Genomic DNA, 12408 nt, shown 5'->3' with positions numbered 1-12408 from the left:
ACACCTCCCAAACAAAAGTAACATGAGTTAAGAATTATACCTTCACTCGGACTTTTCCTGTTAAAAGCAGTTGCATAAGACCTTTCTTTTGCTGATTCAATTCAGCTAATTCTTTTTCAAGAAGATAAATTTCTTTATCAAACACTTTTAATACGTTAGCAATTGCCCTTTGTTCCTTATCTGAAGGTATTTTCATCTCCAATTCATTTATATCTTTACTATTCACCGAATCAAATGTACTACCTTGTGATATTCTAACCCACCAATCTTCTTTAAAGATTAAATAATAGTATAAAAAGTCTTGATTTATTTCCCCTCGTATTGCACAAACCCCCCTACCAATACATGCATTATGTACGGAACGTGATATATGACCAACTGGAGCTCTGACTGACATAATAATATCTCCAACTTCACATTTTTTTGTTGGTTGTGAAGTCCACATCCTTGGAGACGTTTTTCGGTTACTACAATCAGCATTGCCTTGAATTAGCGGGAGACCTTCTTGGGATTCATTGTAACTATCAGAGGATGGAGATTGCCCCATAATAATAGTTGCTATGTCCCCCAAAGTAACTTCCTTCCATGTTTCTTCAAACCCAGGCATCCTTACTTCACCTGTCATCAACCTCTGCATTAAACCCTTTTTCTGTTCTCTTTTCTGTTCAATCAAGTCTTTTTTCAACTTTATTGCTTCATCCCAAGTTAAAAGAATATCTGCAATTTTTTTTTGTTCCTTTACACTTTCGGGTATTAGAATATCAAGTTCCCCAAATTCTTTTTGCCCTAACGTCTTATTACGACCTGCACCTCCAGGGGATGCCAAATTTAATAAATTTTTCCCTCTCGGAGACTTAAATAGATATGTTATAAAATCTAAATCGACCCTATTTTCAATTGGTTTGTACATTGGAAATCTATGTGAAGCAATATACCCCAATTCATTATCAGTTGTCTTAGCTACTGCGAGCTCCCATGCAAAGACAATATTAACAATAAAGCAGTTTGGTTCAATCCAAAAAACGGACTTATTCCCTAATTCCTCCCCAGTTACCTCTTCCTTATAAAAAATCCCTTTTCCATGTGATCGTATTCCTATTTGTTTGTATCTATCTTCTCTTATTACATCGACGGGCTTTTTAATTTTTTTAAAAACATCTTGTACCTTTACAACCTTCCAGTCATTCGGAATAACACCATATTTACTCATTTTAAAGCCTGTTGGTACTTCTCTGTTTTCTTGCTTTACAGTTACCATTCAATTACACCTACAATCCAAGCTCTTTTAAATATTGTTCCAGTTGGGCCTCTACTTCTTGAAGATCCCGCTTTATACGAATAATGTTTTCTTTTGCCAACTCCATATTGACCTGTTCTTCTTCTTCAAAAGTTTCAACATATCTGGGGATATTCAAGTTATAGCCATTACCTTTTATTTCTTCGATTGTTGCAACATAAGAGTATTTTTCTATTGTATTAAAACTTTTAAACGTAGCTACAATTTTTTGAATGTCACTCTCACGTAATCTATTTTGGTTTTTATCCTTTTCAAAGTTACCATCACCCGAAGCATCGATAAATAAAACTTCTTTTCGGTTTCGATTTTTCTTAAATACCATGATACAGGCAGGAATATTTGTTCCAAAGAATAGATTTTCGGGTAATCCTATGACAGCGTCCAAAAGGTTCATTTCAATTATTTGTTGGCGGATTTTCCCCTCACTTGCTCCTCTAAACAAGACTCCGTGCGGTAATATCGTAGCCATGCGACCATCTTCTGCGAGTGAATAAAGCATATGTTGGACAAATGCATAGTCTCCTTTCGAACTTGGTGGAACACCCCACTCAAAACGCTTATAGGGATCAAGACTTGCCTCCATTTTAAACTTGCTATCGTTGGAACCTTCCCCCGCAAAGCCCATTGCCCATTTATCCAATGAGAACGGCGGATTGGCAACGATGACCTGGAATTTCATCAATTTACCGTCCTCTAAATGAAGTGGATTTGCCAATGTATCCCCCCAGCCTATCTTTGCGTCATCAATACCATGAAGATACATATTCATTAGGGCTAAAGAATGTGTTGCACCGTTTCGCTCTTGACCATATACAGCAACTTTGCGGGAAGGTACTTGATCTACAACTTTTAATGACAACGAACCAGATCCAAAAGTTGGATCATATATTCGGTCATTTTCTTTCGGTTCCACTAATCGTGCCAATAATTCTGAAACCTCTGCTGGAGTGTAAAATTCTCCTCCCTTCTTGCCTGCATCAGACGCAAATTGACCAATCATATATTGGTAAGCATTGCCGACTATATCTTCTTTTCCAATTTTAGATGGTCTAAGTGATAATTTGTTGAAGTCTTCTAACATGGTCCTAAGCATAGCGTTTCGCTCTTTTGCTCTTCCTAAAATAGCTTCGCTGTTAAAGTCTATGTTACGGAATACTCCTCGAAGTTTTCCTGTGTTTTCATTTTCTAAATGTTCCAAAGCTTTGTTAATGATTTCCCCAATTTCAGGGTTGGTTCTCTTGCTGTATAGAAAGTCAAACGTTGACTGTTCATCCAATACGAACCTTTCCCGTGATAAAGCCCGCTGGATACGCTGTTGATCACCGTTGTACCGCTCCGCATATTCTTCCAATTTTTCCTTGTATGAATCACTTAAATACTTGATGAACAACATTGTCAAAATGTAGTCCTTGTATGTACTCGAATCAACCTTTCCCCTAAATGAATCGCACGCCTGCCATAGTACAGCATTAATCTGTTGTTGTGATACAGTAGTTGTCATATGTAATCCTCCAAATATAAGTACTTCTTGTTGAATTTAGTCAAAACCTCTTCTCCTATTTTACCAAATGAAAATTTGGTTGATATAGGAATTCAATATTATAATGAAAGAAGTCATAACAAAAAGAGAAGAAGGGTCTTTAATCCCATCTTCTCCATTAAGACGCATTGAACTTTCAAGAACTTAAAAGACAATTGGAAGACTTCACGAAAAGTCCAATACTTGATGAAGAAATCCTGCACAAGATAATTGAACGTATTGAAATCAAAGAAGACGGAAGTCCGAGAATCTACTACAGATTCTCGAACTCCTACATATCTTCTATTTTTTTTCGAGCAACACACAGCACTCCACATGCGTTGTCTGCGGAAACATGTCTACAGGCTGGACTTCAACCGTCTTGTATCCCCCGTCCTCAAGGATTCGGAGGTCACGGGCGAGTGTTCCCGGGTTGCAGGATACGTAGACCACTTTTGCCGGCTTCATTGCAATGATTGTTTGAAGGAGCGCTTCATCGCAGCCTTTGCGCGGCGGGTCTACGACAAGGACGTCCGCCCTGTTGCCTTCCTTATACCACATCGGGATTACTACTTCCGCTTCCCCCGCCTCGAATTCTGCATTCGTAATTCCGTTCAGCTCGGCATTCCGTTTGGCGTCTTCGATTGCCTGAGGAACAACCTCCACTCCGAAAACACGACCTGCCTTTTGCGCGAGGAACAGCGAGATGGTCCCAATTCCGCAGTAGGCGTCAATAACCGTTTCGCCTCCGCTCAGCCCCGCATATTCCAACGCTTTTTCATACAGTACTTTTGTCTGGTCGGGATTGACCTGGTAAAAGGACAGGGCCGAAATCGCGAATTTAACGTCGCCAATATAGTCATAAATAAATTCATTTCCCCAAATAACCGTTGTTTGCGGTCCCATGATGACATTCGTCCGCATCGAATTGACGTTGTGAACAATCGATTTCACCTTCGGAAGCCTGGCGGTAATCTCTTCAATGATCTTGTTTTTATGAGGAATTTCCAAGGTTCTTGTTATCAGGACGACCATCAGTTCGCCGGTTTGTTTGCCATAGCGGGCCATTATATGGCGGAGGACGCCTTTATGGGTCTGCTCGTTATAGGCTTCGATACCCAGTCTGCTGCAGATGTCCTTTACCACATTGATCGCTTCATTGACCTCGGGGATTTGAATCAGACTCTCATCCGTGTCGACAATTTCGTGGCTTCTAGGTTTAAAAAAGCCCGCGATCAGCTTACCGTCCTTTTCGCCGACCGGGACCTGGGCCTTGTTCCTGTAATGCCATGGCTCTTCCATGCCTAGCACCGGATGGACAACCACATCTTCAAGTTTGCCGATCCGCGTGAGCACCTGCCTTACCTGGTTTTCCTTATATTTCAACTGGCCTTCGTAAGACATATGCTGCAGCTGGCAGCCACCATATTTATGCTTGTCCCGAGCCGGGATGTCCACCCGGTAAGGGCTTTTTTCGGTGATTTCAATCAGTTTCCCGATTGCATAGCTTTTTTGTGTTTTAATAATTTTTATTTTTCCCGATTCTTCCGGCAGGGCGTCTGAGACGAATATTGGAAATCCGTCTACCTTGGCGACCCCGGCACCGTCATGGGTCAAGTCTTCAAATCGTACATCTATATAGTCATTTTTCCGGATTGGAATTGATTTTGTCATTGTTTCGACCTCGCACTTTTTAATACAAGGATTTTATCATAATCGGAAAGGGAATGCGAAAAAAGCCGGTTTTCACCAGCTTTCCTGTTTATCTCCTTCGAATGTATCCGAGGCTAGCTTCAGCATTTTTCTAACCCGAATGAATAAATAAAGAATAATCGCAATCAAGCCTACCATAAGGAGGATGCCTATCCCACCAAACTGTAACTGGACAACCTCGCCCGCAAAGATTAATCCTCCTAATAAAACGAAAGCTCCTGCTGCCTGGAAAATGATAAAAAGCTTATTCGTGTTTGCAGCCCTCTCCGCTAAATCAGAGTTCCCTTTTTCCAAGGCTTCCTCGCTAATTCCCATTGAAAGATTGTAGAAAAAGAATACAGACAGTCCCACTGTGAGCAACGAAGTTATCCCAATAAACAGTCTTCCTTCAATCGTATCTGTTGCATTTATAGCCCCATTTAGGATGGATGAGTTTTTTACAAAAAGCTCAAGCACCGACATCGCAATAAGCAACAGTGCTGTCTTTCCCAGTACTTGAAATCGTTTATTATCCATACGCCCTGCAAGCCGGTCCCCGCCTATACAAAGAAGAATATGACCAATTATATCCGGGAAAAGATTCACCGGCCCTAAATTGAAATTAAAGAATATAAAGAAGAAACCAACCGCCATTGTCCCGTAGCCCACGCTTATTCCCCCTATCGCGCTATCCGTTCCACATGTATAATATTGTAATAGTATACTATTAAAAGGTGTAAAGGAGGGGCAGAACTGAAAAATAAACTATCTTTTCTTCGTATTGCAAGTGCCCTGACAATTCTTTTGTTCATTTATACAGGAGTTGCCTATCTCGATTACATATCCCAAGCTGTGGTTATCACCGATAGTAAACAATTTGAAAACCCGAATTCATCGATTTCAGAAAATGACTTGCAGCATTTGGAACGGCTGGGTTTTTCCAAAATCGCCATTAGCCATATGACAAATACGGAACGAACTGCATTCCTGGGGATTGATGGAGAGATTGTCTCTGAAAAAGACATTTATAGAGAGATGGATGATTCATACGGAGGGGACGTCCTTACAAAAAAAGAATATGAATCTTTACTAAAGTCATATTCAACTTCTTTTTTGCCAAAGTTCTCAAGTCTTGAAAAGGTTAGCCTGAAGCTTGTGCATGAAGGAGACAGGAATTTCACTATAATTACCGAGCATCACTTCGATTATGTCTCAGGGCCAATCAAACCAATGGGGATTGAAATTCAGTTGGCACCGGAAATTCCAGTGTTTGAGAAATACGCAAAGCAAGTATGGTGGACCGCCTCCACCATTGATCCCGAAAAAATTAAGCGCGAAGTTAAAGAGATCCATCCTTCATCCAGGTCAGTCGAAAACAATGCGGATCCTTTTTTCCAAATGAACTCTACCCCATACTTATACTATTCTGTTCCATGGGAAAAGCCAGGATTGCTTAGGGATATCGTGGGCCTTCACTTTACAACGGCTACCAGGTTTGAAATTCCCGAGGATTATTACCTTGCTAATGTTTTTATCCAGGGACAGAACCCACATTTGTCGGAACACCTGCAGTATGACCTAAAAAACCCGGAATGATTTTTGGCTTCAGACGGTACTTGTCTGAAGTTTTTTGTTTTAGGCCTATACGAACTTCGCCATCAGGAATAGATTATGGTAACCTGCGTCCGTCTTGGCCGATTTTCTCTTGATCCCTTCCATCTCAAAGCCCATTTTTTTATATAAGGCGATGGCATTCGCATTATCCGCAAAAACCTCAAGGGTGACCTTTTCAATTGAGGGGTTACGCGTGGCCCATTCAAGCAAGGCATTGAGCAGTGCTTTACCGACTCCCTTATTCCGGTAATCACGTTTCACGCTCATCCCGAATGCGCCTTGGTGCATATTCCGGACCCTGTTTCCGTTATGGAAATCAAGAAATCCGATAATCATTCCATTCAATTCCGCTACGATTACGAGCTTATTCGGGTCTTCCGCCATCCGGGCGAGCCACTCCTTCTGCTGGCTTACGGTTTGGGTAAATTCTTCGGCTGTAGTCATTAAATATGGGGTATCAGCGAGGATTTCTTGTGTGTATTTCAGGACCGCTTCTGCATCTACCGCGGCTGCCTCCCTAATGAGAAGCTGCGCGCCTTCGTTTATGTTTATCTGTTTCGGGCTTATTTTTGCCATTGGAAATCCCCCATCTGATTGATTTTATTAGGCTTTCAGAGCTTTAAGGATAGCAGAAAAAGAGAGTCATCTATTACGCGAAGTAACAGCCATCCTATAATCCCCTGTTATCCAGGTACTAGCTAATTTACTCGCTGACTCTGGATTAATTTGACTCCATTTTAATGGAAAAGCCATATTTTTGCGAACCGTTTAATTTTTAGATGGGGGAAGATTGGTTTATGAGGTTTTTATAAAATCAAATGGACAACTTCTGACTCGATGAGTACCAAATCATGAAAAGCTGTCAGTAGTCAGGGAATCTTCTGACTCGAGGGGCACAAACTCCCCGAAACCTGTATCCCGGACGCATGGTCATATCCACTCAAAAAAGCGCCCAGCAAAGCCGGACGCCTTTAAAGATCGTTGCCCAATTCTGGCCCACGACCCCTTTATTCTTTTTCGAACATTGCGGCAACTTTTTCCTTCACTTCTTCAATGTTGCGCATTTTGTTATTCCAGCACTTCTGACTTAAATCAACCGGATATTCTTCCGGATTGGCGGTACGCTTGTATTCATCCCAGATTTCGGAGAGATTTTTCTCCAGAAACTCTCGGGATTCCTCCATGCATGGTACTTCGTAGACAAGGTCGCCGCCAACGAAGATATCCTCGTGAAGCTCCCTCGCTGTGAAGTTGGACACATACTTGCTGATGTACGTATGTGTTGGATGGAACATCTTGATCCGCTTTTCTTCCTGGGGATTTTCCGTCTCAAGCGTGATGTAATCCCCTTCGGAGTAGCCTGTCCGGTTATTAATGATTCGATAAACCCTCTTCAATCCCGGCGTTGTCACCTTTTCCGGATTGGAGGAAATTTTGATGGTATCCATCATTTTGCCGTTTTCATCTTCAATTGAGACAATTTTATACACAGCCCCAAGCGCCGCCTGTTCAAAGGCTGTTATCAGCTTTGTACCGACGCCCCAGCTGTCGATTTTCGCACCCTGGGCCTTTAAATGAAGGATGGTATACTCGTCCAAATCGCTGGATGCCACAATCTTCGCATCCTTGTAACCCGCGTCGTCGAGCATTTTCCGGGCCTCTTTTGACAGGTAGGCAAGGTCGCCGCTGTCGAGGCGGATGCCGACGAAGTTGATTTTGTCGCCCATTTCCTTTGCCACCCTTATGGCAGCGGGTACTCCCGAACGAAGCGTATCGTACGTGTCGACAAGGAATGTGCAGTCCTTATGCGTCTCCGCGTATTTCACAAACGCTGTGTAATCATCGCGGTAAGCCTGGACCATAGCGTGCGCATGCGTTCCAGCCACAGGGATATTGAACTTTTTGCCGGCGCGGACATTGCTCGTCGCATCGAACCCTGCCAGGTACGCCGCGCGAGTCCCCCAGATTGCCGCATCGAATTCATGGGCGCGCCTTGTACCGAATTCCATGGCTCCTTCATTTTTGCCAATGACATGCATGATTCGAGAAGCCTTTGTGGCGATGAGTGTTTGGTAATTCACAATGTTAAGCAGAGCAGTTTCAAGAAGCTGCGCCTCGGCGAGGGTCGTATCGACACGAAGAATCGGCTCGTTTCCAAAAACGAGCTCACCTTCCTTCATCCCCCTGATTGTCCCGGTAAAACGCAATCCTTTTAAATATTCAAGGAAATCGTCGGCATAACCAACTTCATGCCGCAAATAGTCCAGATCTTCCTCGGTAAACCGTAAGCCATTCACATATTCGATAATCCGCTCAAGACCGGCAAACACAGCATAGCCGTTTCCAAACGGCAGCTTCCGGAAATAAAGCTCGAATACGGCTTTCCGGTTATGGATGCCGTCCCTCCAATATGCTTCGACCATGTTGATTTGGTATAGATCGGTATGCAATGCATAGCTGTCATCCTTATAGATGTGTTTCATTCTGCTAACCCCTTTGTGTTATGTCGGCTACCTAACCTCGGCCCCAAGCGCCCCTTCAAAATGGCCGAGCGCCCATTCATGGCCGGCCTGGTTAAATGATGCGACGCCTTCCTTATGAACAACAATCTTAAAGCCTTTATTGTAAGCATCCATGGCTGTATGCAGGATGCAAATATCCGTGCACACTCCGACAAGATGCACTTCGGTAATCCCGCGCTCGCGCAATTTTATTTCTAAATCGGTTCCGGCAAAAGCTGAGTACCTGGTTTTATCGATATAGTATACATTTTCGAGATGCTTATTCGCATCATACACCTTCTGCAGTTCCCCAAACAAATCACGCCCGTTTGTCCCGCGGATGTTGTGCGGAGGAAACAGCCTCGTCTCCGGATGATACTCGTCGCCCTTGTCATGGACGTCAATCGCAAACACAGTATAGTCCCCGTTCCTGATGAACTCTTCGGTCAATTCAACTATTTTCTGTTCAATAACCTGTCCCGGCTTCCCGCACGTCAATGCGCCTGCATCGGCAACAAAGTCATATGTATAGTCGATATTGAGCAAAGCCCTTTTACCCATTTTGCCACCCCTTTTTGGAAAATAAGAACCAATCCCATTGTACCATTAAATTTCCTTTTCGCCATTTCCGTTTTTCACAGGAATGGCAACATTCCAAATTAGAATACCACAAGTTGGCGGGAGAATGGTATTGTTCATCTTCATAAAACAAAAACGTTCCGCCCCAAAAGGAACGGAACTACTTACTAGCTGTATTTCTTTCCTGGAATCCAATCGGCCGGAATATCCTCCGGGCGCAAGGCCTCAATTGGCGCGAATACTTCGAAATGCCGGTACATGTTTTCGAATTCCGCAGGAAGCAGCCCACCGAATTCCCCGTCAAGATTCAATTGCACTTTATCGTTAGAGTGCACCTTGATTCTGTTTGCTTTTGTATAAATGACGTGTTCATCGTGGATATGCTCGCCTCGTACTGCAAGTGTCGCAACCCTTATAAACTCGGCCAGATTCAGCTTTTTCAAAATAATCAGCGTGAACATGCCATCATTGAGGGAGGCATCCGGGGCAAGCTTTTCAAATCCGCCAATTGAATTGGTCAGCCCGACAAGGAAGAACATTGCCTCCCCTTCAAATAGCTTTCCATCATATTCAATACAGACATGGCTCGCCTTGATAGACGGGAGCATCTCCACTCCTTTAAGGTAGTAAGCCAGCTGGCCGAGCATCGTCTTCAGCTTGCTCGGCACCTCATAAGTCAGTTCTGTTATGCGTCCGCCGCCAGCAATGTTTATAAAATATTTATCATTGATTCTTCCGATATCGACCGGGATACGATTGCCTTTGACAATGATGTCGACAGCCGCATCTATATCTCTTGGGATATGAAGCGCACGGGCAAAATCATTTGTCGTCCCCATCGGGATTACGCCCAGCTTTGGACGATAATCCTGATTTGCAAGCCCGTTGACGACTTCGTGAATCGTCCCGTCTCCCCCTGCCGCAATTACAATATCATAACGGCGTTCAACCGCAATTCTCGCCGCCCTGGTTGCGTCCCCAGCGCCAGTTGTCGCATGGCAGGAAGTTTCATATCCGGCTTTTTCAAGTTTATCAAGAACTTCGGGTAAGTTGCGCTTGAATATTTCCCTTCCAGAAGTAGGATTATAAATAATCCGCGCTCTTTTCATACATATCATCCCTATTTCAAAATGCTATTCCCATTTAAATCCATCCGCCATCTTCCATCATAACGTATCGCATTCTCTTCCGCAATGGAATTTAAGGGGAATCAGTACCTATCATACAGCTTGGCGCAAGCTTAATGCAAAAGTTACGGAAAGGTTCACCGATTGATACAGGTAGACCCACAAAAATAGGATATCCGCCCATGGCAGGAATCCTCTCATTGTCCAAACAGCAATATGACGATGGCCAGCAAATTCAGCCGAATCGAAGCTTTCCCCCAATTATCTTTTTCCTTCAACAGGCTGATTAATCCGTAGCCAAAACCAAAAACTGCTGCCGCAGCAGCAAACCAGCCAGAATACGGAAGCGGCTTTGTATAAAATAGCACGATGGAAAGCAAGGCAGCCATAATTGAAAGATACTTAAACATTGCTTGCTGCTTTCCTGCTTTTTTTAAAAAGGAACTTTAGCAACGGTGTTGAAGCCATGGCCACTCCAATCAATACCTTCGTCCTAATTATGCTTTTCATCTTTTAATCCCCCTTCTTTTCAGACCGGCAAAAAGGTCCCTCACCCTGTTGTGGGGTCCCATTCCGCCGTCCCACACTGCGGCTCTAGTACCTATATCCTTGGCCCTGGATGCCATCTATATATGTAGACGAAACAAGTAAGCAATTTTCTACAAAAACAGCAAAAAATTCTCCCTTCTATTATAATGAAACGTTATAAACCCATTTTGGGTGAATATATTAGCAGCATAGGGCTGTTCCTTTTAAAACTACTTCTTCCCCTCAGAACCATATGATACAATATATTCCATATCAAACTAGTACTATGATAAAAGGAATGATGGTATGCTGGCAATCCTGATCGCCTATTTAATAGGATCAATCCCGACCGCCCTCATTGTGGGCAAGCTTATGTATGGAGTTGACATCCGCGAGCACGGCAGCAATAATCCCGGTGCAACAAACACTCTCAGGGTTATGGGAAAGAAGGCCGCCATGTTTGTGCTTGCCGTTGATGCCGGAAAAGGGGCGCTCGCCGCGTCAATCCCTGTCTTTTTCCCTTTTGGAGGAGATCCTCTTTATCTCGGGATGGTTGCCGTCCTCGGGCATTGCTTCCCCATTTTTGCCGGTTTTAGGGGCGGGAAGGCGATAGCCACAACGGCGGGAGTCCTGCTTGCAACCAGCTTGCCGATGTTTTTGGCCGCATACGTGTCGTTCATCCTTATAACCTACATAACGAAATATGTCTTTTTCGGCTCCATCTCTGTGGGCCTTTCCCTGTTTGTCTATTCATTCATCTTCCCTGAAGCGGGGTACAGCCTTCTGTTCGGATGTTTTACATTGCTTCTTGTCTATCTGCACCGTTCGAATATCCGCAATCTCATTTTGGGAATCGAACCAAAGATTAATGATAAAAACATAAAAAAAGACCGGATTCCACCCGGAGGAACTTTCCCCTTCAGATGATAAAAAGCAGCTTCTACATCGAAGCTGCTTTTATAGTATAGTAATTATACTATTTTCTGGATAATACTTTCCGAAACAGTTTGCCAAACGCCCTTGTCTGTCCGGTACGATGCAACTAGATCCCTGTAAAAGGCTTTTTGTTTTTCCTCAAAATCTGGCGCGTCCTTTTCTGGCAGCGCCGCCCTCCCCCGATCCACAAAGTCCTGCACCTTTGGGGCACGTGGTCCCCAAACAGCGTATTCCTCCCCTTCCGCATCGATAAAAATATAGATTGGGATTGCCCTTGATGTGCCATTTGTAAGATATTGGTCCATCAACTCAAGATTGGAATCCCGCAGCAAAAAGCGGACCTCCATATCCGCAGCTTCGGCAATTTTCAAAAGGATAGGGTTGTTGAGCATCGCATCCCCACACCAATCCTCCGTAAGGCCTATAACGCGGAGTTTCCTTCCCTTTACTTCTTCTAGGCTCGCCCTTTGAGGCTCTGACAGTTCGAATTTCCTATAAACTTCAAGCAATCCTTCCTTGTGAGTCTTCATATTGTCTATGTACTCATCAACCGGAATCGCTTTTTCAAACCAGCTATTCAAATCCATAACGCGCACCCTTTCAACTCTTTTTCTT

The 12408-nt window shown here is 43.6% G+C and carries 12 protein-coding genes; 2 read left to right on the top strand and 10 right to left on the bottom strand.

Annotation, left to right across the window (positions count from 1 at the left end):
- Positions 1 to 34: 34 nt before the first annotated feature.
- The 4 genes from V1499_RS01850 to V1499_RS01835 form a co-directional block, all read right to left on the bottom strand.
- Positions 35 to 1258: a restriction endonuclease subunit S gene (locus tag V1499_RS01850; protein WP_409273315.1), complete on the bottom strand. Its 1224-nt coding sequence runs from the start codon at positions 1256 to 1258 to the stop codon at positions 35 to 37.
- 10 nt (positions 1259 to 1268) lie between these two features.
- Entirely contained in the window at positions 1269 to 2798 is a 1530-nt protein-coding gene (locus tag V1499_RS01845) for a type I restriction-modification system subunit M (protein WP_409273314.1), read from the bottom strand.
- Positions 2799 to 3119: 321 nt separating this feature from the next.
- Positions 3120 to 4490: a 23S rRNA (uracil(1939)-C(5))-methyltransferase RlmD gene (rlmD, locus tag V1499_RS01840; protein WP_409273312.1), complete on the bottom strand. Its 1371-nt coding sequence runs from the start codon at positions 4488 to 4490 to the stop codon at positions 3120 to 3122.
- Positions 4491 to 4562: 72 nt separating this feature from the next.
- A complete protein-coding gene (locus V1499_RS01835) occupies positions 4563 to 5177 on the bottom strand; it encodes a hypothetical protein (RefSeq protein WP_409273310.1) in 615 nt (204 codons plus the stop codon).
- 135 nt (positions 5178 to 5312) lie between these two features.
- Between V1499_RS01835 and V1499_RS01830 the strand changes: the two genes are divergently transcribed.
- Positions 5313 to 6104 carry a hypothetical protein gene (locus V1499_RS01830; RefSeq protein ID WP_409273308.1) on the top strand — a complete coding sequence of 264 codons (792 nt, stop codon included), beginning with the start codon at positions 5313 to 5315 and terminating at the stop codon, positions 6102 to 6104.
- A gap of 45 nt (positions 6105 to 6149) precedes the next feature.
- On the opposite strand, the gene V1499_RS01825 is transcribed toward V1499_RS01830, so the two are convergent.
- From V1499_RS01825 to V1499_RS01805, 5 genes are all read right to left on the bottom strand, one after another.
- Positions 6150 to 6698, bottom strand: coding sequence for a GNAT family N-acetyltransferase (locus V1499_RS01825; RefSeq protein WP_409273306.1), 549 nt, complete (start codon positions 6696 to 6698; stop codon positions 6150 to 6152).
- 431 nt (positions 6699 to 7129) lie between these two features.
- Positions 7130 to 8605: a nicotinate phosphoribosyltransferase gene (locus V1499_RS01820; RefSeq protein ID WP_409273304.1), complete on the bottom strand. Its 1476-nt coding sequence runs from the start codon at positions 8603 to 8605 to the stop codon at positions 7130 to 7132.
- A 27-nt stretch (positions 8606 to 8632) separates the two neighbouring features.
- Entirely contained in the window at positions 8633 to 9184 is a 552-nt protein-coding gene (locus tag V1499_RS01815) for a cysteine hydrolase family protein (RefSeq protein WP_409273302.1), read from the bottom strand.
- A 185-nt stretch (positions 9185 to 9369) separates the two neighbouring features.
- Positions 9370 to 10311 (bottom strand): diacylglycerol kinase, encoded by a 942-nt coding sequence (locus V1499_RS01810; protein ID WP_409273300.1) that lies wholly within the window; start codon positions 10309 to 10311, stop codon positions 9370 to 9372.
- 215 nt (positions 10312 to 10526) lie between these two features.
- Positions 10527 to 10739 (bottom strand): hypothetical protein, encoded by a 213-nt coding sequence (locus tag V1499_RS01805; protein ID WP_409273298.1) that lies wholly within the window; start codon positions 10737 to 10739, stop codon positions 10527 to 10529.
- A gap of 424 nt (positions 10740 to 11163) precedes the next feature.
- On the opposite strand from V1499_RS01805, the gene plsY reads away from it, so the two are divergent.
- The gene (gene plsY, locus V1499_RS01800; protein WP_409273296.1) at positions 11164 to 11784 is read left to right on the top strand and encodes a glycerol-3-phosphate 1-O-acyltransferase PlsY; all 621 of its coding nucleotides are present in this window, start codon (positions 11164 to 11166) and stop codon (positions 11782 to 11784) included.
- Between the two features lie 44 nt (positions 11785 to 11828).
- On the opposite strand, the gene V1499_RS01795 is transcribed toward plsY, so the two are convergent.
- On the bottom strand, positions 11829 to 12380 hold the full coding sequence (locus V1499_RS01795; protein WP_409273294.1) for a thioredoxin family protein: 552 nt from the start codon (positions 12378 to 12380) through the stop codon (positions 11829 to 11831).
- Positions 12381 to 12408 lie beyond the last annotated feature (28 nt).

This window comes from Neobacillus oceani (genome assembly GCF_046237595.1).
Classification (GTDB): Bacteria; Bacillota; Bacilli; order Bacillales; family Cytobacillaceae; genus Bacillus_D; species Bacillus_D oceani.
The sequence above is the reverse complement of the archived record's forward strand: the minus strand, read 5'-3'. Positions and strand labels throughout refer to the sequence as shown.

Bases quoted from the DNA above. Each gene is read 5' to 3' on its own strand.
- V1499_RS01850 (WP_409273315.1), bottom strand. From the start codon at position 1,258: ATGGTAACTGTAAAGCAAGAAAACAGAGAAGTACCAACAGGCTTTAAA.
- V1499_RS01845 (WP_409273314.1), bottom strand. From the start codon at position 2,798: ATGACAACTACTGTATCACAACAACAGATTAATGCTGTACTATGGCAG.
- rlmD (WP_409273312.1), bottom strand. From the start codon at position 4,490: ATGACAAAATCAATTCCAATCCGGAAAAATGACTATATAGATGTACGA.
- V1499_RS01825 (WP_409273306.1), bottom strand. From the start codon at position 6,698: ATGGCAAAAATAAGCCCGAAACAGATAAACATAAACGAAGGCGCGCAG.
- V1499_RS01820 (WP_409273304.1), bottom strand. From the start codon at position 8,605: ATGAAACACATCTATAAGGATGACAGCTATGCATTGCATACCGATCTA.
- V1499_RS01815 (WP_409273302.1), bottom strand. From the start codon at position 9,184: ATGGGTAAAAGGGCTTTGCTCAATATCGACTATACATATGACTTTGTT.
- V1499_RS01810 (WP_409273300.1), bottom strand. From the start codon at position 10,311: ATGAAAAGAGCGCGGATTATTTATAATCCTACTTCTGGAAGGGAAATA.
- V1499_RS01805 (WP_409273298.1), bottom strand. From the start codon at position 10,739: ATGTTTAAGTATCTTTCAATTATGGCTGCCTTGCTTTCCATCGTGCTA.
- plsY (WP_409273296.1), top strand. From the start codon at position 11,164: ATGCTGGCAATCCTGATCGCCTATTTAATAGGATCAATCCCGACCGCC.
- V1499_RS01795 (WP_409273294.1), bottom strand. From the start codon at position 12,380: ATGGATTTGAATAGCTGGTTTGAAAAAGCGATTCCGGTTGATGAGTAC.